Source organism: Pseudogulbenkiania sp. MAI-1, assembly GCF_000527175.1.
GTDB lineage: Bacteria > Pseudomonadota > Gammaproteobacteria > Burkholderiales > Chromobacteriaceae > Pseudogulbenkiania.
The window spans coordinates 3,534,094-3,554,793 of record NZ_AZUR01000001.1; the positions used below are offsets into that span (position 1 = coordinate 3,534,094).

The window sequence follows — 20,700 nt, forward strand, 5'->3', positions numbered from 1 at the left end:
CGCCCCCTCCCGCATGCAAGGAGAACCACACCATGGCATACAGTGAACAGGTCCTGGACCATTACGAAAACCCGCGCAACGTCGGTTCCTTCGACAAGGGCGACGACAGCGTCGGCACCGGCATGGTCGGCGCGCCGGCCTGTGGCGACGTGATGAAGCTGCAGATCAAGGTCAACGAGAACGGCGTGATCGAAGACGCCAAGTTCAAGACCTACGGTTGCGGTTCGGCCATCGCCTCGTCCTCGCTGGTGACGGAATGGGTCAAGGGCAAGACGCTGGACGAAGCCATGGCGATCAAGAACACCGAGATCGCCGAAGAGCTGGCGCTGCCCCCGGTGAAGATCCACTGCTCCATCCTGGCCGAAGACGCCATCAAGGCGGCGGTCAGCGACTACAAACAGAAACACGGCAAGTAAACGGGCGGCAGGCCAAGCCTGCTGCTCGATATTGGGTCAGGAACGACTATGGCAATCACTCTTTCCGAACGTGCGGCCGACCATGTCCGCAACTTCATCGTCAAGCGCGGCAAAGGCCTGGGCATCCGCCTCGGGGTGAAAACCTCGGGGTGTTCGGGCATGGCGTACAAGCTCGAATTCGTCGACGTCGCCAGCGACGACGACGTGACTTTCGAGAGTCACGGCGTGACGGTGTTCACCGATGCCAAGAGCCTCGCCTACCTCGACGGCACCGAGCTCGACTACGCCAAGGAAGGGTTGAACGAGGGCTTCAAGTTCAACAACCCGAACGTCAAGAACGAGTGCGGTTGCGGCGAAAGCTTCAACGTCTGAGCCCGTTCAGGCTCCGTGCATGCCGGAACCGACCTTCAGGGTCGGTTTTGTCTGACCGGCCAGCCGCTGTGTGCGAGACACCATGAATTTCGACTTCAAGCAGGACCACTTCAGCCTGTTCGGACTGCCGCGCCGGTTCGAGCTGGACGCGAGCCGACTGGAAAGCGCCTGGCGCGCCGTGGCGGCGCAGGTCCATCCCGACCGCTTCGCCAGCGCCGGCGATGCCGAGAAACGCGTGGCGCTGATGATGGCGACCCACGCCAACGAGGCCTACCGCACCCTGAAATCGCCGCTGGCACGCGCGCGCTACCTGCTGCAGCTGGCCGGCGTCGATACCCAGGAAGACACCAATACCAGCATGCCGGCCGACTTCCTGATGGCGCAGATGGAGTGGCGCGAAGCAATCGGCGATGCCAAGGACGGCCGCGATGTGGAGGCGCTGGAGCAACTGGCGCGCGAGCTGCGCCGCGACGCCGCCGGCCTGCAGCAGCACCTCCAGGCCGCGCTGGATGACGTCGGCGACCTGGACGGGGCCGCCGTCCTGGTTAGAAAATTGCGCTTTCTGGAAAAACTCGAACAGGAAATCGGCGACGCCATCGAAAGCCTGCTTTTCTGATCCGAGGTTGGCGAAGCCGCCTCAACAACACGACAGACCACCATGGCCCTCTTGCAAATTGCCGAACCCGGCCTCTCCGCCGCCCCCCATCAACACCGCCTCGCCGTCGGCATCGACCTCGGCACCACCAACTCGCTGGTGGCCACCGTGCGCAGCGGCGCGGCCGGCGTGCTGCCGGACGAGCACGGCCGCAGCCTGCTGCCGTCGGTGGTGCGCTATCTCGACGGCGGCGAGGTGGCGGTCGGCTTCGCCGCGCAGGCCGAGCAGAGCCGCGACCCGCACAACACCATCGTCTCGGTGAAACGCTTCATGGGCCGCGGCCTGGCCGACATCAGCGAAGCCGCCGCCCAGCCCTACCGCTTCGTCGACGCCCCCGGCATGGTGCAGCTGATCACTCGCGCCGGCGCCAAGAGCCCGGTGGAGATCTCCGCCGACATCCTGCGCACGCTGAAACAGCGCGCCGAAGACACACTCGGTGGCGAACTGGTGGGCGCGGTGATCACAGTGCCGGCCTACTTCGACGACGCCCAGCGCCAGGCCACCAAGGACGCCGCCCGCCTGGCCGGCCTCAATGTGCTGCGCCTGTTGAACGAGCCGACCGCCGCCGCCATCGCCTACGGCCTCGACAACGGCTCCGAGGGCGTCTACGTAGTGTACGACCTGGGCGGCGGCACCTTCGACATCTCCGTCCTCAAGCTGACCCAGGGCGTGTTCGAGGTGCTGGCCACCAGCGGCGACTCGGCGCTCGGCGGCGACGATTTCGACCACCGCGTGTACTGCTGGGCGCTGGCGCAGGCCGGCCTGTCCGGCCTCAATGCCCACGACTCGCGCCTGTTGCTGACCCGCGCGCGCGAAGCCAAGGAAGCGCTCACCGAGCACGCCAGCACCCGCCTCACCGCGTTGTTGTCCGACGGCCAGACCGTCGACTTGACGCTGGACCAGGAGACCTTCCGCGACATCACCAGGACCCTGGTCGACAAGACCCTGCTGCCGGTGCGCAAGGCCCTGCGCGATGCCAGGATCGGCGCCGAGGACGTCAAGGGCGTGGTGATGGTGGGCGGTGCCACGCGCATGCCGCACATCCAGAAGGCCGTGGGCGACTTCTTCGGCCAGACGCCCTTGACCAACCTCGACCCGGACAAGGTGGTGGCGCTGGGCGCCGCGATGCAGGCCAACGTGCTGGCCGGCAACAAGCAGGACGACGACTGGCTGCTGCTCGACGTGATCCCGCTGTCGCTCGGTATCGAGACCATGGGCGGACTGACCGAGAAGATCATCCCGCGCAACAGCACGCTGCCGATCGCCCGCGCCCAGGAGTTCACCACCTTCAAGGACGGCCAGACCGCGATGTCCATCCACGTGCTGCAGGGCGAGCGCGAGCTGGTGAGCGACTGCCGCTCGCTGGCGCAGTTCGTGCTGCGCGGCATTCCGCCGATGGTGGCGGGCGCGGCGCGCATCCGCATCACCTTCCAGGTGGACGCCGACGGGCTGTTGTCGGTGTCGGCGCGCGAGCAGACCTCGGGGGTGGAAGCCCACATCGAGGTCAAGCCGTCCTACGGCCTGTCCGACGACGAGATCACGCGCATGCTGAACGACTCGCTGGCGCACGTGCAGGACGACATCGAGGCGCGCAAGCTGCGCGAGGCCATCGTCGACGCCGAGAGTCTGGTCGATGCCACCCGCGCCGCCATCACCGCCGACGGCGACCTGCTCGCTGCCGACGAACTGGCCGCCATCGAGGCCGGCATCGCCGCCGTGGAGAGCGCGATCGCCGATAACCGTACCGTGGCGATCAACGACGCCGCCGGCCAGCTCAACCGTCTCACCGAAACCTTTGCCGCCCGCCGCATGGACCGCAACGTGCAGCGCGCGCTCAAGGGCCACAACATCGCCGAATTGTAAGGATCCCCCATGCCAAGAATCATCGTGCTGCCCCACGTCGAACTGTGCCCGGAAGGCGCCGTGATCGAGGAGGCGGAGAGCGGCAAGAGCATCTGCGAAATCCTGCTCGAGAACCACATCGAGATCGAGCACGCCTGCGAAATGTCCTGTGCCTGCACCACCTGCCACGTGGTGGTTCGCGAGGGACTGGATTCGCTGAACGAGGCGGACGAGCTGGAAGAAGACATGCTGGACAAGGCCTGGGGGCTGGAAGCCAACTCGCGCCTGTCGTGCCAGGCCATCGTCAGCGACGAGGACCTGGTGGTGGAGATTCCGCGCTATACCATCAACCTTGCCCGTGAGAACCATTGAGGAGCGCCGAACCATGAAATGGACCGACATCCACGATATCGCCATCGAACTGGCCGATGCCCACCCCGATGTGGACCCGACCACCATCCGCTTCACCGACCTGCACAACTGGGTAGTCGAACTGCCGGAGTTCGACGACGATCACCAGCGCGGCGGCGAAAAGGTGCTGGAGGCGATCCAGCAGGCCTGGATCGACGAGGTCTCCTGAGCTCCCGCCCCTGCCGCATTCGTTCATGTTATCGTGCCGGAGAGAGGACTTGCCCCGCGGCCGAGAGCGCTGACGCCCTGTCTTGCCGCAGGGCGTTTTTGTTTCCACAATGAGGAGTGCGCCCGTCATGAAAGAGAATCCCATGTTCACCCTGGTCATCGGCAACAAGAATTACTCGTCTTGGTCCCTGCGCCCCTGGCTGGTGCTGAAGATGCTGGACGAACCGTTCAACGAGCAGCTGATCCCGCTGGACCGGCCCGATACCAAGAGCCGCCTCCTGGCGGTGAGTCCGGCCGGCAAGGTGCCGGTGCTGTTCGACGGCAAGGTGCGGGTGTGGGACTCGCTGGCGATCTGCGAATACCTGGCCGAGTGTTTCCCGGCGGCACGGCTGTGGCCGGAGGACAGCGCCGAGCGTGCGCTGGCGCGCGCGGTGGCAGCCGAGATGCATTCCGGCTTCACCGCCCTGCGCCAGCACCTGCCGATGGACATCGTCGCCCGTCACGAGGATTTCGTCGTCCCGGAAGCCGCGGCGGCCGACATCCGCCGCATCGTCGAGATGTGGGAAGAGCTGCTGCACCGCCACCAGGACAACGGCCCGTTCCTGTTCGGCCATTTCACCATCGCCGACGCCATGTACGCCCCGGTGGTGACGCGCTTCGTCAGCTACGGCGTGGAACTGCCGCCGCGTTCGGAGATCTACGCCGATCACATCCTGGAACTGCCGGCAATGCAGCAGTGGTACGATGACGCCGAGGCGGAAATGGCCGCTGCCGGCGGCTGAGCCCCCTGACACGTTCGCCGGGAGCCGGTCGTGTCCCGTCGGTCAGGCTCTGCAATGACGCGAATCTCCGTTTCGAATGGAGAACCGCATGCCCCGTTTCATTCTGATTGCGCTCGCCTTCCTGCTCGCCGGCTGTGCCACGCTGAACGAGCAGGAATGCCGCAGCAAACCCGCCGCCCAGCTCGGGCTGGAAGACGGCCGCCAGGGCTACGGCCTGTGGCGGCTGGAGAAGCATGTCGAGGCCTGCGCCCGCTTCGGCCTGACGATCGACCGCACGTCCTACCTGGCGGCACGCGAGCGGGGGCTGCGCGATTATTGCACGCCGGACAACGGCGAGCGTGTCGGCCGTCGTGGCGAGCGCTACGAGAACGTCTGCCCGGCCGATCTGGAAGGGCCGTTTCTCAAACGCTACTACCCGGCCTACATGGAATACCGTCTGGATTATTACCACGACGGATTCTGGCCGGCTTTCCCCAGGTATCCCTACCGGCGCTGGTGAGATGTGCCAGCGCAGCCGACGCCACGGGGCAGCCATGCTACTCGCCGCATAGCGACCGATATGGCGTCCGGAATGAGGAGACGGACGAACACCTAGACCATCCGGGCAAACTGTGCCGACTTGGCCGGCATCAGTAGCGGCAGCGGCTCCGGCGCCCGAGTCGGCAGCGTCAAGGAGAAGATGGTGCCCACCCCCTCCCCGGACGACACGCCGAGGGTGCCGCCCAGTACCCGGGTGACCAGTTGCTGGACCAGACTGAGCCCGAGCCCGCTGCCACCTCGCCCACGGCGCGTGGTAAAGAACGGCTCGAAAATCCGCTCGCGAATCTCCGGCGCGATGCCGACGCCATTGTCCGCGACCTGCACGACGATGGTGCCGGGGTCAGAGCCCGGCCGGGCGCTTAGCCGGATCTTCCCTTCTGCGATGTTCTCAAAGGCATGCACCAGTGCATTGTCGATCAGGTTCTGCAACACCTGCCCCAGCGGGCCGGGGAAACTGTCCAAGCGCAGTCCCGGCGCCAGTTCGCACAGCAGCCGGTGCGGGCTGTGGCGGGCACGTACCGCCAGCCCCTGCAGCAGGTCCTCGACCACTTCGTCGAGGGCGAACTCGCGCCGCTGGCAAGTGGCGCGGTCCGCCGCCAGCCGCTTGAAGCGCTGGATCAGCTCGGCCCCCTGCTGCAGATTGTGCCCGGCGATGTCCAGGCCTTCCGACATGTGACGCAGGAAGGCGTCCAGCTCGGAACGGCGCAGCCCTTGCGCCAGACTCAGCTCGAGCGCCTCCAGTTGCTGCTGCAGTGTGCCGACCACCATGTTGGCCGCCGCCACCGGGGCACTCAGCTCGTGTGCCGCACCGGCCACCAGCATGCCCAGCGAAGCGAGCTTCTCGGCCTCGATCAATTCAGACTGGGTCTCGGTCAGGCGCTGCAGCGCCTCATCCAGCTCCCGATGGCTATGCTGCAGTTCCTCCGAGCATGTCGCCAAGGCACGGCTGCCGTCCCGGCAAGCCTGCAGCAACAGGGCCAGCCGGCATGCCATCCACCCGGCACCGAACAGCACCATGGCGGCGAGCAGCAGCACCGCCCCCGCGACATAGAGCGGCCGGGGACGCGCCTCCAGCAGGTATTCGAACCCGAGGTAGCCGACGAGTGAGGTGGCGACCAGCCACGGCAGGAAGCAGCGCAGCAGCCGCGCACGGGCACGGTAGAGCTCTGTCAGGCGCAGCATGCCGCGCCTCCGTCAGGCGGCCGGTGCCTCGTGGATATGCTCGGCGACACGGCGCCGCTCCAGCCAGGCCAGCAAGGCCGCCAGCGGCATCGGCCGGGCGTAGTGGTAACCCTGGGCGTAATGGCAGCCGTGCGCGTGCAACCAACGCGCCTGCTGTCCGGTCTCCACGCCTTCCGCCACCACGGTCTTGCCGAGCCGGATTGCCAGCTTGATGACCATGTCGGCGATCGCTTCCGCCTCCTCCCCTCGCCCCAGCTCGCCGACGAAGCGGCGATCGATCTTCAGCCGGTCCGCCGGGAGCTGGCTGAGGTAGGCGAGCGACGAGAAGCCGGTGCCGAAGTCGTCGATGGCGACGCTCAGGCCGAGGAACTGGAAGCGCTGAAGTTGTGCCCGCACCGCGTCGAAATTCAGCATGGCGACCGATTCGGTCACCTCGATTTCCAGTTGTTCCGGCTCGATGCCGGTGCTGGCGAGCCGGGCCAGCACCCGCTCCATCTGCTCGGGGCGGACGAGCTGGACCACCGACAGGTTGACCGCCACCTTGAGCATGGCGAAGCCGGCCATGGCCAGCGCCTTGGCGGCCTGGCAGGACTGGGCGAAGATGCGCTCGCCCATCTCGAGGATCAGGCCGGTGGTCTCGGTCAGCGGGATGACGGCGTCCGGCGAGAGCGGCGCGCCGTGTTCATCGTACAGCCGCGCCAGCGCTTCCACGCCGTGCACCGTCCCGCTGCGCAGGTCGATCTGCGGCTGGAATTCGACGTACAGGCGGTCGCCCTCGACGGCCTGACGGGTCCGCTCCAGCAGCCGAAAGCTCTCGGCAGCGGCCTTTTCCAGATCGGGATGATAGATCTCGTGCTGGCCATGGCCGCGCAGCTTGGCCCGCTTCAGCGCCAGTCCGGCCAGCTCGAGTACTCCCTCGCCGCGACCGCCCAGGGTGTCCAATGGCACCAGCGCGGTGCCCAGCGTCAGGACCTTCAGCGGGTCGTCCGCGTCGGCCCCGCCGTTCAGGACTGCTCGCACCAAGTCGGGATGGATGCGCTCGATCTGGCCCAACAGCGCGAAGATGTCCTTGCCGACCCGCGCGATGAACACCGTGGCATCGAGGCTGTGACGCAGGCGGACCGCCACCCGGCGCAGGATGTCGTTGCCGTAGCCCGGCCCGAAAGCGATGTTGATGCCGGAGAAGCCGTCGATGTCGAGCAGCAAGAGGCCGCGCCCGGCGCGTTGCGGCGCTTCCATGGCGAAGTCCAGCGCCCGTACCAGGGCGTTGCGGTTGGGCAGCGGCGTCAGGTCGTCTTCGTAAGCCATCTTGTCCAGCCGGTTCAGCAACGACACGTTGTGCAGGCCGCCGGACACGCTCAGCGCGAACACGTTCAGCAATTCCAGCTCGCTCGGGGTCAGTTCGCGCGGAATCGCCACCAGCGCGGCGTAATCATCCCCCTCGCCGCCCGAGGGTGGAAAGTACAGCGCGGCTCCGCCCGGAAAGGTCAGCGTCTGCCGCCCGATGAAGCATTGCTGCAGCGGCTAGACGATCTCCGAGGTGTCCAGTTCGTCCAGCCAGTGGTCGACCAGTTCGGCGTAGCGCCCTGCCGCGCTGATGATGCTGATGCGGCGGTTGGTCAGCGGCTCGTCGGCGTGGCGCAAGCGGGCGCACAGCACGCCCTCCGGCGCCAGCCCGAGCAGGGCAGCCGCCTCGCTCAGCACCCGGGCCGAGAAATCACGCAGGCTGCGCGCGCCGAACAGCAGGTTGTTGGATTCGACGATGCGCTGCAGCCCGCAACGCGCCTGTGCCACCGACACCAATTGCTCATAGGTGCGCAGATTGGCGATGAGCAGGCTGGAGAGGCGCGCCGGCGTGAGCTCGGATTTGACCCAGTAGTCGCTGATGTCGTAATCGCGGATCGCTTCGGTCATCGGGGCGGCACGGGGCTGGCCGGTGAGCAGCACGATGCGGACCTCGGCGTTGCCCAGCACCTCGCGCACGGATTTCACCAGGCGCAGCCCGGCGTCGTCGGTTTCCATCACCACGTCGAGCAGGATCAGCGCGATGTCGCGCTGCCTGAGCAGCAACTGGACGGCCTCGCGCATGCTGTAGGCTTGCAGGTGCTCGATGGTGCGGCCGGCCACCAGCTCGCCACTGAGGGCGAACGACAGCGAGCGCTGGAAACCGCGGTCGTCGTCCACCGTCAACACGCGCCAGCGCGCCGGTTTGACCGGCTGCAAGGGCACGACCTTGGCGGCCGGTTCGGGCAGGAACTCGACCTCGTCATCGCCGACGAGATCTTGGGCGGAATGATAGGAAATGGCGTCAACAGGCATGGCATCCGTCTCCCCGGTTGCACTGCCGCCGCTCCCCCCCGCGCAGCGGCCGGTGACGCGGCACCGGTCGGGAGACAAGATCGACGTCATGCCTCATACCAGACCGTTTGCCGTATTCATATTTCAATGATAGGCAACACGGCGTCTCATTTCAGGGGCATTGACACGCTTCAGATGCTATCCGTTTCGCTTGGCTGGATCGCGCGCGGCGGGATCGGCACCGACAGGATGATCGAGGTGCGTGTCTCGCCGAAGTGGTTGATGCTGCCGATAAAGGCCTCAAGGTGGCGGGTGTCGCGCGTCACCACCTTGATCACGTAGGAGTCGCTGCCGGTAACGTGGCTGCACTCCAGCACCTCCGGCGCGGCGCGCAGCGTTTCCAGCAGGCGGTTCTTGTAGGGTTGGGCGCAGTTGATGCCGATCAGGGCGGAGAGCCCGTAACCGACCCGGTGCGGCGCCACGTCGGCGTGGTAGCCGGTGATGACCCCTGCCTCTTCCAGCCGCTTGACCCGTTCGGTGACCGCCGGCACCGACAGCGCGACACGCCGCGCCAGTTCGGTCAGGGTGAGCCGGGCGTCCTGCTGCAGGGCCTCGAGGATGGCCCAGTTCTTGCGGTCCAGTTCCATGATGATTTTCTTTTCGTCCCCGCTTTAACCTTAGATTTTCAGGCGCGCCTTGCCAACTTCCTGTATTTCGCCATGTTACCGTCACGCCGCCGCGCGCACACTATCCGCGATCGGCGACATGGGAGAGGTGCATGGAAAGCAGTTGGGGACTGGCCGCCAAGGCGGTGCTGATGGGGCTGGCGATCGCCGCCCCGGTCGGGCCGATCGGCCTGCTATGCATCCAGCGCACCTTGCAACTCGGGCGGCTGGCGGGTTTCGTCAGCGGGCTCGGCGCGGCCTGCGCTGACGGGTTGTACGGCGCGCTGGGAGCCTTCGGTCTCGCCCTGCTGTCGGCCTACCTGCACGGCTTGCAGCAGTTGCTCGCCCTGCCCGGCGCGCTGTTTCTCGGCTGGCTGGGCTGGCATACCTTGCGGAGCGGGGACGCAGCCGCCAACGCCGCCAGCCTGCCCGGCGGACGGCTCTCGCGCCTGTTCCTGTCCACCTTCGCGCTGACCCTGGCCAACCCGATGACCATCGTCGCCTTCAGCGGGGTGTTCGCGGCACTGGCCGCCAGCCACGCTACCATTTCCACCGCTGACGCCTGGATCATGGTCATCGGGGTGTTTGCCGGTTCGACCCTGTGGTGGGCGCTGCTGGCGCTGGCTACCGGCCGGTTAGGGCAGCGGCTCGGGAGCCCGCAGCGGCGGCTGGTCAGCCGGTTGGCCGGGATCCTGCTGTTGGGTATGGCGGCGTGGCAACTGCTGCGCTGGCTGAGCGGGCCGGTCTGAACTGTATGGCCGGAAACGGGGACGATTGTGCCTTGCCAAGCGGCAGTACCGTCCCCACTCTTCCTGAATACGTGTTCCCCGGATTTTGGGCGACCGGGAGCATCCCGACAGGACATACCAGGAGAGATCATGCAGGAAGCCTTCTACCGCGACCCCTATCAGACCCGGCTGGAGACCCGGGTGCGGCGCCACGACGAACACGGCGTGGTGCTGGAAGAGACGCTGTGCTACCCGTTGGGCGGTGGTCAGCCGGGTGACTGTGCCACGCTGAGCACGGCCGATGGCGTGGTGCTGAGTATCCTCGACACGCGCCGCGACAAGGCCACGCGCGACATCGTGCATCAGGTGGCGGCCGACGCGCCTCGGTTGCCCGAGGGCACGCCGGTGACGCTGGAGCTCGACTGGGCCCGCCGCCATCGCCACATGCGCGTGCACACCTGTCTGCACCTGCTGTCGGTGGTGATCAAGGCCGGCGTCACCGGCGGCAATCTGACGGCCGAGTCGGGCCGGCTCGACTTCGACCTGCCGGAAGGCATGGTGCTCGACCGCGACGAGATCGAACGCGAGTTGAACCGGCTGATCGCCGAGGACCGCGCGGTGAAGGTGGTGATGACGTCGGGCGAGGCGCTGAAGGCGCAGCCGGAGCTGATCAAGACCATGTCGGTAACGCCGCCCTTGGAGTTGCCGGAAATCCGCCTGATCGAGGTCGACGGTGTCGACCTGCAGCCGTGTGGCGGCACGCACGTGGCGCGCACCGGCGAGATCGGCACGGTGGTCGTCAAGAAGATCGAGAGCAAGGGCGCGCGCAACAAGCGCGTGGTGGTGGCGCTGGCGGAGTGAGCGCTTGGCGCATCGCGCCGCTGAGCGGGCATGTCTGGAAATGCCGGCACGGCCCCTGGACGTCCCGCTCAGGCGCGGCGCACCCGCAATGCACCGCCCTCTTTGGCGCGGATGTCAGCCAGCAGCGCATCGAGCTCGGCCAGCCCCTCCTCCCACTGATGGTGGCCGGAGGCTACGTTGATGTGGCCGCCATCGACCAGCCACGTCAGCGGCGCCTGCCACAGGCTGGCGATGCGGGCCGAGCGCAACGGCAGGCAGAACGGATCGGTATCGCTGGCGACGATGCGCGCGGCGAACGGCAGCGGTTCCGTCGGCAAGGGAGAGAACGGCAGCAGCTCCGCCGGGGCGCTGGCGCGCTCGACGTCCGCTGGCGCCACCAGCAGCGCACCGGCCAGCTTGTGCGGATGGCGCCGGGCGTAGTGGGCCACGGTGACGCAGCCGAGGCTGTGCGCGATCACCACCGCCGGGCGGCGGCTGGCGTCGACGGCACGGTCGAGCCCGGCCAGCCAGTCTTCGAGCCGGGGCGTGTTCCACTCCTGGTTGTCGACGCGGCGTGCGCCGAGCAATTGCTGCCAGTGGCTTTGCCAGTGCTCGGGGGCGGAGTTGTTCCATCCGGGCTGGATGATGAAGTCGAAGTCGGCGTAGTCGGCGCGCATGGTGCAGGCCCTAATGATGGTGTCAGCCGACTATACAACAGCCATCAATATCACCAAAAATAATAAAAATTTGTTTTTTAATAGCTAAAAATATTTATATACAAATCCCTGGCTCAGACGGATGGTTCAATCCACTCGCCAGCAGCCCTCTCACTGCCATCGGCCAAGCTCCGCTCGCGGGCTGCCTGGCCTCCTCACCTGGCTCGATCAGCCTTCGTTTTCTGCCCCCGGCACCATGTGAACCAGTTCCCAGATGTGACCGTCCAGGTCCTGGAAACCGTGGCCGTACATGAAGCCGTAGTCCTGTGGCTCGCTGTACGTCGCGCCGCCGGCGGCGACGGCCTTGCGCACCAGTTCGTCGACCCGCTCGCGGCTCTCGACCGACAGGCACACCAGCACTTCGGTGTATTTCTTGGCGTTGCAGATTTCATTCGGTGTGAAGGTCTTGAACTTGGCTTCGGTCAACAGCATGACGAAGATGTCGTCGGACACGATCATGCAGGTGGCGGTCTCGTCGGTGAATTGCGGGTTGAAGCTGAAGCCGAGTTCGGTGAAAAAGGCGATCGAGTTGGTGAGATCGCTGACCGGCAGGTTCACAAAAATCTGGGTGCTCATGGCGCCTCCCTTATCGCTACACATCTAGGTATAGCCCGGTCACGGGAAACGATCGGCTGACAACGGGGGCAAGGCAGCCGAGTCGATCACCGGCCTGCAGAGCGGAATCCGCCCCATCCATGCCGGTTCCTTGCTCCTGCAGGACGCGGAAGCGGTGCATATCAGCCCCCGGCCAACAATACTGCGGTGCCTCTCGTTGTACTCGTCCGACCGGGTGCTATACCTCGGTTGTGTGGCCCCAGAGGGCTTGCCGAGCCACACCGTTTCCGGGCGGGCGGAAGGGAGCTTTCTCACGCCCACCGAGGCAATGCCGGGAGTTTGGGAGGGCATGGCTATGCGCTTCATCGTCTTGCTCTGGCTGCTGGTCGTGGATGCAGCCTGTGCCCTGACCACGCCGGAAGAGCCTCCTTGGGAAGCGCATCCGCGTACCGTCGACTACGCCTGGAGTTCGGCGCTGGAGTGGGGGGAACAGCACGAATCCTTCGTAAAGCAGGCCGGCGAGGGCAACATCGAGGTATTGCTGCTCGGCGACTCCATCACCGAGGGCTGGGACGCCGCGCCGGACATCTGGAACGCCCATTTCGCCGGCTACCGAATGGCCAACTTCGGCATCAGTGGCGACGCGACGCAGAACCTGTTGTGGCGCATCACGGCGGGAGGCGAGCTGAACGGGCTATCCCCCCGCGCCGTGGTGCTGCTGATCGGGACCAATAATCTGGACATGTACAACGATTCGCCCGAGGACACCGCCCGCGGCGTCGGCGCCATCGTGCAGGCCCTGCGGGAGACTCTGCCGGACAGCCGCGTGCTGCTGCTCGGCATCTTTCCGCGCGGCGCGACGCGCGACACGGAACTCCGGCAGCGCATCGAGCAAACCAACCGGGCCATCGCCCGCTTGGCTGACGGCGAGGCCGTCCGTTACCTGGATATTGGCCCCCGATTAGTCGGGGCGAATGGCGAGCTGCATCCCGAGATAATGCCGGATGCCGTGCATTTGTCGCCGCTGGGTTATGCACTATGGGCTGCGGCCATGCAAACGGAGCTCGAGGCGTTGATCCGTGATTGAGGGCGCGACCGGATTTGCTATACGCCTGTGACAACGCTCCACTACGTGACCAGGTTGTAAACGCCAGGCGGAAAGGCGGGCTCAGGAATAAGGTTTTGGCCCTTCGATAGGATCTCGAGGGAGCGGAGGCCGGTTTCCCCAATCGCTGCGGGCAGCGGACAAACCGCGCCCCATCCGAGCGACCAAGCAATCATTCAAATTTTTTGACCGACTCTGCCAGAATATTCCAGTTTTAGTAACTATAGTTACTATCTAAACTAGGACATATGTCGTAACACACCGCCGAACGGCAACAACGGCAGCGATGACACGACAAGCAACACCGAGCACTTACCCACAACAAGCCCACTTATTGACGGAGTTCATCATGAAAAAGACCACTCTTGCCCTGCTGTCCCTTTCCCTGCTGACCGCCGTAGCTCACGCCCGCGACGGTGGCGACAACAACTACCTGGCGCAGCGCCAGGCTCCGGCCACGCAACAGCAGGTTGCCGCACAAGACATCAAGGTCGAGCTGCCCAACGCCCAGGAACGCGCCGAGTTCCGCCGCGAGAAGCACTGAGCAGGGCTACGCTCCACTCCTCGCACCAGCCTGCAGGCTGAACGCTAGAGAAAAGGACAGCGCCACGGCTGAACCGTAGCGCTGTTTTCATATGAGCCGCGATGCCTCGGGCTGCCGGCGAAATTACGGAGCCCTTTCCTTCTCCCCACTGTGCTTGCCACCCCCGACCCGCCTTGCCGGGCGGGACCGGCAACGCTCACTCCTCCGCCGACATCATCAGAAGACAAGCAAAGCATTGGCCAATGCCACCGTGCAGAACCGGGCTTCGGCCAACCGTTGTCATAATTCGGCGGGTTGTCGCTGCAATCCGACCCGGTTCTACGGACCTATGAACTTGATCAAATAAGAAAGCGTTGATTATTTGTCATATCCAACCATCTTACAAAAGGTGATGCATGTTCACGCCCTTGTAAACGTCATCGCTGCATGAGCTGCACCCTGTTTTGCAACAAACATAAAGAGGGAATCATGAAGCTGAAACACCTTATCCAGGCCATGTCTTTGTTGGGAGTTGCCGTTCTGTCTACCCCTGCCGCACACGCCGCTGATCTCGTAGGGTGGTATGGCGGTATCAGTATCGGCCAGTCCGAAGAGCAGGACTTCAGCGCCAGCGAGCTCGACTCCGAACTCAACGATGCGGGATTTACCACCAGCGGTACCTCGGTCGATGACACGGACACGGGCTGGAAACTGTTTGCCGGTTATCAGTTCAACAACTATTTCGCTCTTGAAGGGGGATACATCAGCTTTGGCAGATTCGATGCCAGTACGACAGTAACAGCAGTCAATGGGAGTCCTATCACTCCTACTTCAGTAAACGCCACCGTCAAGGCAAGGAATGGTTTTCTTCTTGACGCGGTAGGCATACTACCGATCACCGACAACTTTTCAGTATTCGGCAAGCTCGGTGCCTATACAAGCAAAACCGAATTATCCGCCTCCGTGGACGGGGCCTCTGCAAGCGATAGCGACTGGGACTCCGATCTGACTTACGGTTTTGGGGTGAACTACGCTATCAACAAGGATCTGAGGATACGCGGGGAATGGGAGCGATTCGAGAAAGTCGGCAGCTCCGACAGCGTTGAATCCGATATCGACCTGCTCTCGATCGGGCTGACCTACCAGTTCTATTGATCCGAAGGCTTACGCATGAGGCCGGCTAGGGTCCGGCCTTTCTTCCCCCTCCCACCAGCACTACGCCCCCCGCCCGACCTCCCCGCTGCGCTTGCCTACCCACACCCGCCGCACGCGCTCGCGCAGGCCGTCGAGATAGGTGTACACCACCGGCAGCACCAACAGCGTCAGCAGCGTCGAGGTCACCATGCCGCCGATGATGGCGTGCGCCATCGGCGCGCGCGATTCGGAGCCTTCGCCCGCCCCCAGCGCCAGCGGCAGCATGCCGCAGATCATCGCCAGGCTGGTCATCATGATCGGCCGCAGCCGCACCCGCCCGGCCTCGACGATAGCGTCTTCGCGCGCCATGCCCTCGCGGCGCGACTGGTTGATGAAGTCGACCAGCAGGATGCCGTTCTTGGCCGCCAACCCCATCAACATGACGATGCCGATCACCGAGAACATGTTGAGGGTGGAGCCGAACGCCAGCAGCCCGAGGAACACGCCGACGAAGGCCAAGGGCAGCGCCACCATGATGGAGAGCGGCAGGGTGAAGCTGCGGAACTGCGCCACCAGGATCATGTAGATGAAGATCACCCCCATCGCCAGCGCCTGCACCGCGAAGCCGAGCGATTCCTGCATGTCCTGGCGCTCGCCTTCCTGCGCCAGCACCACACCCGGCGGCAGTTTGAGCTCGGCGGTGAGCTTGGTGATGTCGGCGAACACCGAGCCGGTGTCGCGGCCGCTGACGTTGGCGGTCAGTGTCACTTCGCGCAGCAGGTCGACGCGGTTGATCTGGCGCAGGCTCTCGGCGGAGCGCGTGGCGGTGACGGTGGAGAGCGGCACCATCGGCTTGCGGCCCTGGACGTCGCCGGGGCCGGCCACGGTCAGCACGTCGAGCAGGCCTTCGCGGCGCTGCTCCTTGGGCACTTGCAGGCGCACGTCGTAGTTCTCGCCGTCCGGCGCTTCCCAGGTGGTGACGACGTTGCCGGCCAGCAATGTGGACAGGCTCTCGCCGACGGCAGCCAGATCGATGCCGAGGCTGGCGGCGGCGTCGCGCCGCACTTCGACGTTGAGTGCCGGATCGGCCTCGCTCAGGCTGGATTCGATGTCGCTGATGCCGGGGATGGCGGCGAGCCGGCGCTCGACGTCGTCCGCTGCCTGTTCGAGCTGGACGAGGTCGCTGCCCCTGAGGCCGATGTTGACCGGCTTGCCGCCGCCGCCCTTCTTGCCCAGTTCCTCGATCGACAGAATCTGCACGCCGGCCACGCGCCCGCTCTCGCTGCGCGCCGCGTCCATCAGCGCGAACAGGCTGCGGCCGCGCTGCTTCTTGCTGCCGACGTCGACGATCAGTTGGCCCTCGTTCTTGCTGGCACCGAAGCGACCGCCGCCGACGGTGGTGTTGACCGCCGCGACTTCGGGCAGGCGGCGCAGCGCGCGCTCCAGCTCGCGCGCCTTGCCCTCGGTGAAGGACAGCGAGGAGCCGGGGGCGGTCTTGAAGCTCAGCGAGAACTCGCCTTTGTCCTCGCGCGGCAGGAATTCGCCGCCGATCACCGGCACCAGGGCGAAGCTGCCGACGGTCAGCGCCACGGCCGCCGCCAGCACCGTCTTGCGGTGGCCGAGCGCCCAGCGGATGACGCCGACGTAGGTCTCGGCCACCCGGTCGAGCGAGTTCTCGAAACCGTCGAGCAGCCGCCCGAGCGGCCCCTTGTGACGGTCGCCGTGGTGGTGAGGGTCGTGCCAGACCGACGACAGCATCGGGTCGAGCGTGAAGCTGACCAGCATCGAGATCAGCACCGCCACGGTGACGGTGAGGCCGAACTGGTGGAAGAACTTGCCGATGATGCCGCCCATGAAGCCGACCGGCAGGAACACCGCCACCACCGTCAGCGTGGTGGCCAGCACCGCCAGCCCGATCTCCTGGGTACCCAAGAGCGCGGCGTCGTAGTGACCCTTGCCCATGTTGGCGTGGCGCACGATGTTCTCGCGCACCACGATGGCGTCGTCGATCAACAGGCCGATCGACAGCGATAGCGCCATCAGCGTCATCAGGTTGAGGGTGAAGCCCATCGCCTGCACCGCGAACAGGGTGCCGATCAGCGCCACCGGCAGGGTCAGCCCGGTGATCACGGTGCTGCGCCAGCTGCCGAGGAACAGGAACACGATCAGCACCGTCAGCAGCGCGCCTTCGATCAGCGTGGCGCGCACGTCGGCGAGCGAGTTCTTGACGTCCTGCGACTTGTCGTAGGTGTAGGTGACCGTGGTGCCCGGCGGCATCTGGCTTTGCAGGGTCTGGATCACCCGCTTCACGCCGTCGGCCACCTCGACCACGTTGGCGCCGCGCGCGGCGCGGATTTCCAGCCCGACCGCCAGCTTGCCGTCGATCAGCGACACGCTGCTCTTCTCGGCCTCGGCGTCGCTGACTTCGGCCACGTCGGACAGCCGCACCGGGTTGCCGTTTTTCCAGGCCAGCGGCAGCGCGGCGAAGTCGGCGGGCGACTTGAGCTTGCCGGCCACCCGCACCGACAGCTCGCGGCTGCTGGTGCCGACCTCGCCCGCCGGGTAGTCCTGGTTGGCCTGGCGCAACACCGCCGCCACCTCGGGCAGCGACAGCCCGGCCGCTTCCAGCCGGTAGGGGTCGAGGTCGATGCGCAGTTCGCGCTTGACGCCGCCGACGAGCTTGGCTTCACCGACACCGGCTACCGTCTGCAGCCGCTTCTTCAGCACGTTGTCGACCCAGGTGGTCAGCACGCGCGGGCTGACCTGGGGGGAGCTCAAGGCGATCGACAGCAAGGGCTGGTCGTTGGGGTTGAATTGCGACACGGTGGGGCTGGAGATTTCGCGGCGGAAGCGCCCCTGCACGGTGCCGACGCGGTCGCGCACGTCCTGCACCGCGACGTTGGGGTCGGTGGTCAGCTCGAACTCGACCACGATGGTGGAGCTGCCTTCGAACGAGTAGGAGCGGATGTGCTTGACGCCGTTGATGGTGTTGATCGCTTCTTCCAGCGGCCGGCTCACCTCGCTTTCCACCACCTCGGGCGAGGCGCCGCTGTAGGTGGTGCTGACCACCGCCACCGGGAAGCGGATGTCGGGGAATTCCTCGACCGGCAGCCGCCAGGCGGCGAACAGGCCGAGCACCACCAGCGCCAGCATCAGCACGGTGGCGAAGTAGGGATTGCGGATGCTGACGCGGGTCAACCACATGGCTCGTTCCTCAGCGGGCGGCGGCGAGCGTCACCGCGTCGCCCGGGTTGATGCCCAGCAGCGAGGCGGTCAGCACCGTCTCGCCCGGCTTGACGCCATCGACCGCGACGCGCCCGGCGCTTTCGGCCAGGAGACGCACCGTGACCGGGCGGCGCACCACCTTGCCCCGCTCCGCCAGCAGCACCCACGGCTTGCCGCCGGCGTCGTGCAGCGCCGAGAGCGGCAGGCTGACCGCATCGTCAACTTCCTTGAGCACGATGCCGCCCTTGGCGAACTGCCCGGCCTTGAGCCGGCCCTCGGGATTGGCCACGCGCAGGTAGACGGTGAAGCTGCGCGTGCCGCTCGCCGCCACCGGGTTGAGCCGCACCAGTTCGGCGTCGAATTCCTCGGCCAGACCCTCGACCGTGAAGCGGGCGTGCTGGCCGACGTGCAGCTTGCCGATGAAGCGCGCCGGCAGGCTGGCGGCCAGTTCCAGCACCGACAGGTCGGCGATGCGGAACAACGGGGTGTTGCGCTGCGCGAGTTCGCCCGGATTGATGGCACGCTGGTACACCACGCCGTCGATCGGCGCGCTGAGCCGGGTGTCGGCCAGCGATTTGCGGGCGCGCGCCAGTTGCGCTTCCTGCGCCTTGAGCTCGCCGGCGCGGACCTGGAAGTCGCTTTCCACTTCTTCGAACGCCAGCCGCGAGATGAAGCCGCGCTCGTACAGCTCGCGCTGCTTGTCGAGCTTGACGCGGGCGAGTCCCAGCCGCGCCCGGCTGTTGGCGAGCTGGGCTTCCTGCTCGGCCACGCTCTGCGCCAGGGTCTCGTGGTCGAGCCGCGCCAGGAGCTGGCCGCGCCGCACCCGCTCGCCCTCGCGTACCACCACCTCGCGCACCACCGCTTCCACTTCGGCAGCCACGGTGCTGCTGTCGAGCGCGTTGAGCGTACCGGTGAAGGCCAGGGTGTCGGCCAACGGCACCACCTTGGCCACCAGCACGTCGCTCGCGGCCAGCTCACGCGGGGGCGGCGCCTTGGCCGCCGTGGCCGTGGCGGGGGACGAGGAGGAGTCGTTGCAGGCGGTCAGCACCAGCAGGGACAAGGCGATGGGGAGCAGGTATGGCTTCATGGATCAGATCCGGTTCAGATGGGCTGGCTCGGCTTCATGCCCTTGGGCAGCAGTATCCACAGGCTGCCCGGCTGCTTCATGCGCCCGGCGTACATGCCGGCCTCGGTGCCGAAGCCCCAGAAGAAGTCGGCGCGGATCGCCCCGCGGATCGCTCCGCCGGTGTCCTGTGCATGCACCAGGCGCACCAGCGGCTGGTTCGACAGCGGCCAGCTGGTGGCGAGGTAGACCGGGGCGCCGAGCGGGATGTAGCGTGGATCGACGGCGATGCTGTAGCCGTCGGTCAAGGGCACGCCAAGCGTGCCCAGCGGCCCGCCCTCGGCATGCGGCAGCGGCCGGAAGAACACGTAGCTCGGATTGACGTTGAACAGTTCCTGCTGGCGCGACGGGTTCGCCTTGATCCATTCCTGGATGCCCTGCATCGAGGCATCGGCCAGCGTCAGCTCGCCACGGTCGACCAGCCAGCGGCCGATCGACTGGTAGGCGTAGCCGTTCTGCTCGGCGTAGCCGACACGCAGGAAGCTGCCGTCCTCGAGCTGGATGCGGCCCGAGCCCTGCACCTGCAGGAAGAACAGTTCGACCGGGTTCTCCACCCAGGCCAGCACCGGGGCGCCGCTGACGCCCTTGCCCTGCTCGATTTCGGCGCGGCTGTAGTAGGGACGCAGGCGGTTGCCTTCGAGCCGGCCGCGCAGCTTGCCGGTGCGGCCGTCGATGTTGAAGTCGGCCGGGCGCACTTCGATCTCGCCGGGGCCGGCCGCAGTGGCACCGGCGCGCAGCGTCAGCTTGTTGCCCGGACCGCGCCGCGCCACCAGCACGCTCTTGGAGCGATCGGCGGCGGGCACGTCGAGCGTTAGCAGATCGGCCGGCACGCCGTACAGCGGGTACGGCGTGCGCGCGGTCTTGGCCCGGCTGCCGTTGAGCAGCGGTTCGTAGTAGCCGGTGATGAGCCCGCTGTCGCGCTCGCCGTCACGCAGCTTCCAGGCCTGGAAGTGGGTCTCGAAGAAGCGGCGCACCGCTTCGGCATCGTTCGCCGGCACCGCGGCGGCGGCGCGGCACACGCCGCTCCATTCCGGCTTTTTCGCCACCGCCTTGCAGCTTTGCTGCAGCGCCGGCAGCGAATCGCCCACCGACTGCTGCTGCCATTGCGGCAGCTCCGCCACGCTGGCGGTTTCGAAACGGACCGAGGTATCGGCCGGACGCGGCGCCACGGCACACGCGGCCAGCAACAGCACCGGCAACAACAGACTGAGTTTTCTGGAAATCACGCTTGCGACTCGATGAATGCTCGGCCCACCATCCTCTGGGGAGAGGGCCGGACTTGAGAGATAAAGGACACGTCGCCCCCGATTGTAACCGCGCCGAAGCACAGTGGGCAGGAATGGCGGTAGACCCCCGAGGGGGCGGCAAGTTCGCACCGGCGAAAAGGCATGGCAGGATGGGGGGGGAGTGTTCCCGGTAG

Annotated in this window: 22 protein-coding genes; 13 read left to right on the forward strand and 9 right to left on the reverse strand. The window is 66.1% G+C overall.

Annotated features, from left to right (window positions below):
* Positions 1-32 precede the first annotated feature (32 nt).
* From iscU to PSEMAI1_RS0116620, 8 genes are all read left to right on the forward strand, one after another.
* Positions 33-416 carry a Fe-S cluster assembly scaffold IscU gene (gene iscU / locus PSEMAI1_RS0116585; protein ID WP_024303944.1) on the forward strand — a complete coding sequence of 128 codons (384 nt, stop codon included), beginning with the start codon at positions 33-35 and terminating at the stop codon, positions 414-416.
* A gap of 48 nt (positions 417-464) precedes the next feature.
* On the forward strand, positions 465-788 hold the full coding sequence (gene iscA, locus PSEMAI1_RS0116590; protein WP_024303945.1) for an iron-sulfur cluster assembly protein IscA: 324 nt from the start codon (positions 465-467) through the stop codon (positions 786-788).
* 82 nt (positions 789-870) lie between these two features.
* Positions 871-1,404, forward strand: a complete 534-nt coding sequence (hscB, locus tag PSEMAI1_RS0116595; RefSeq protein WP_024303946.1) for a Fe-S protein assembly co-chaperone HscB — start codon at positions 871-873, stop codon at positions 1,402-1,404.
* Between the two features lie 42 nt (positions 1,405-1,446).
* Positions 1,447-3,306 carry a Fe-S protein assembly chaperone HscA gene (gene hscA, locus PSEMAI1_RS0116600; protein ID WP_024303947.1) on the forward strand — a complete coding sequence of 620 codons (1,860 nt, stop codon included), beginning with the start codon at positions 1,447-1,449 and terminating at the stop codon, positions 3,304-3,306.
* Positions 3,307-3,315: 9 nt separating this feature from the next.
* On the forward strand, positions 3,316-3,657 hold the full coding sequence (gene fdx / locus PSEMAI1_RS0116605) for an ISC system 2Fe-2S type ferredoxin (RefSeq protein ID WP_024303948.1): 342 nt from the start codon (positions 3,316-3,318) through the stop codon (positions 3,655-3,657).
* A gap of 13 nt (positions 3,658-3,670) precedes the next feature.
* Positions 3,671-3,865 (forward strand): Fe-S cluster assembly protein IscX, encoded by a 195-nt coding sequence (iscX, locus tag PSEMAI1_RS0116610; protein WP_024303949.1) that lies wholly within the window; start codon positions 3,671-3,673, stop codon positions 3,863-3,865.
* Between the two features lie 127 nt (positions 3,866-3,992).
* Complete coding sequence (locus tag PSEMAI1_RS0116615) at positions 3,993-4,646, forward strand: glutathione S-transferase family protein (protein ID WP_029770779.1); 654 nt, start codon at positions 3,993-3,995, stop codon at positions 4,644-4,646.
* Between the two features lie 88 nt (positions 4,647-4,734).
* Positions 4,735-5,145, forward strand: coding sequence for a DUF2799 domain-containing protein (locus PSEMAI1_RS0116620; protein ID WP_024303951.1), 411 nt, complete (start codon positions 4,735-4,737; stop codon positions 5,143-5,145).
* Positions 5,146-5,237: 92 nt separating this feature from the next.
* Here PSEMAI1_RS0116620 and PSEMAI1_RS0116625 read toward each other — a convergent pair whose 3' ends face one another.
* The 4 genes from PSEMAI1_RS0116625 to PSEMAI1_RS0116635 form a co-directional block, all read right to left on the reverse strand.
* Positions 5,238-6,368 (reverse strand): sensor histidine kinase, encoded by a 1,131-nt coding sequence (locus PSEMAI1_RS0116625; RefSeq protein ID WP_024303952.1) that lies wholly within the window; start codon positions 6,366-6,368, stop codon positions 5,238-5,240.
* A 12-nt stretch (positions 6,369-6,380) separates the two neighbouring features.
* The gene (locus PSEMAI1_RS20980) at positions 6,381-7,787 is read right to left on the reverse strand and encodes a bifunctional diguanylate cyclase/phosphodiesterase (RefSeq protein WP_051460236.1); all 1,407 of its coding nucleotides are present in this window, start codon (positions 7,785-7,787) and stop codon (positions 6,381-6,383) included.
* A gap of 105 nt (positions 7,788-7,892) precedes the next feature.
* A complete protein-coding gene (locus PSEMAI1_RS20985; protein ID WP_051460237.1) occupies positions 7,893-8,687 on the reverse strand; it encodes a DUF3369 domain-containing protein in 795 nt (264 codons plus the stop codon).
* Between the two features lie 170 nt (positions 8,688-8,857).
* On the reverse strand, positions 8,858-9,313 hold the full coding sequence (locus PSEMAI1_RS0116635; protein ID WP_024303953.1) for an Lrp/AsnC family transcriptional regulator: 456 nt from the start codon (positions 9,311-9,313) through the stop codon (positions 8,858-8,860).
* 131 nt (positions 9,314-9,444) lie between these two features.
* Between PSEMAI1_RS0116635 and PSEMAI1_RS0116640 the strand changes: the two genes are divergently transcribed.
* Positions 9,445-10,080 (forward strand): LysE family translocator, encoded by a 636-nt coding sequence (locus PSEMAI1_RS0116640; RefSeq protein WP_024303954.1) that lies wholly within the window; start codon positions 9,445-9,447, stop codon positions 10,078-10,080.
* A gap of 129 nt (positions 10,081-10,209) precedes the next feature.
* The gene (locus tag PSEMAI1_RS0116645; RefSeq protein WP_024303955.1) at positions 10,210-10,920 is read left to right on the forward strand and encodes an alanyl-tRNA editing protein; all 711 of its coding nucleotides are present in this window, start codon (positions 10,210-10,212) and stop codon (positions 10,918-10,920) included.
* A gap of 68 nt (positions 10,921-10,988) precedes the next feature.
* On the opposite strand, the gene PSEMAI1_RS0116650 is transcribed toward PSEMAI1_RS0116645, so the two are convergent.
* Together PSEMAI1_RS0116650 and PSEMAI1_RS0116655 are read right to left on the reverse strand one after the other, a co-directional pair.
* A complete protein-coding gene (locus PSEMAI1_RS0116650; RefSeq protein ID WP_024303956.1) occupies positions 10,989-11,576 on the reverse strand; it encodes an alpha/beta hydrolase in 588 nt (195 codons plus the stop codon).
* Positions 11,577-11,783: 207 nt separating this feature from the next.
* Positions 11,784-12,191 (reverse strand): VOC family protein, encoded by a 408-nt coding sequence (locus PSEMAI1_RS0116655; protein ID WP_024303957.1) that lies wholly within the window; start codon positions 12,189-12,191, stop codon positions 11,784-11,786.
* A gap of 328 nt (positions 12,192-12,519) precedes the next feature.
* On the opposite strand from PSEMAI1_RS0116655, the gene PSEMAI1_RS0116660 reads away from it, so the two are divergent.
* From PSEMAI1_RS0116660 to PSEMAI1_RS0116670, 3 genes are all read left to right on the forward strand, one after another.
* Positions 12,520-13,257, forward strand: coding sequence for a GDSL-type esterase/lipase family protein (locus PSEMAI1_RS0116660; RefSeq protein ID WP_029770781.1), 738 nt, complete (start codon positions 12,520-12,522; stop codon positions 13,255-13,257).
* 367 nt (positions 13,258-13,624) lie between these two features.
* Positions 13,625-13,819 (forward strand): hypothetical protein, encoded by a 195-nt coding sequence (locus tag PSEMAI1_RS0116665; protein WP_024303959.1) that lies wholly within the window; start codon positions 13,625-13,627, stop codon positions 13,817-13,819.
* Between the two features lie 468 nt (positions 13,820-14,287).
* A complete protein-coding gene (locus PSEMAI1_RS0116670) occupies positions 14,288-14,953 on the forward strand; it encodes an outer membrane beta-barrel protein (protein WP_036986315.1) in 666 nt (221 codons plus the stop codon).
* Positions 14,954-15,013: 60 nt separating this feature from the next.
* Here the strand turns inward: PSEMAI1_RS0116670 and PSEMAI1_RS0116675 are convergent, their stop codons facing one another.
* Genes PSEMAI1_RS0116675 through PSEMAI1_RS0116685 form a run of 3 tightly spaced genes read right to left on the reverse strand, consistent with a single transcriptional unit; the run spans position 15,014 to position 20,506 of the window.
* Positions 15,014-18,136 carry an efflux RND transporter permease subunit gene (locus PSEMAI1_RS0116675; protein WP_024303961.1) on the reverse strand — a complete coding sequence of 1,041 codons (3,123 nt, stop codon included), beginning with the start codon at positions 18,134-18,136 and terminating at the stop codon, positions 15,014-15,016.
* 10 nt (positions 18,137-18,146) lie between these two features.
* A complete protein-coding gene (locus PSEMAI1_RS0116680) occupies positions 18,147-19,244 on the reverse strand; it encodes an efflux RND transporter periplasmic adaptor subunit (protein WP_024303962.1) in 1,098 nt (365 codons plus the stop codon).
* 14 nt (positions 19,245-19,258) lie between these two features.
* On the reverse strand, positions 19,259-20,506 hold the full coding sequence (locus PSEMAI1_RS0116685; protein ID WP_024303963.1) for a murein transglycosylase A: 1,248 nt from the start codon (positions 20,504-20,506) through the stop codon (positions 19,259-19,261).
* Positions 20,507-20,700: the final 194 nt, after the last annotated feature.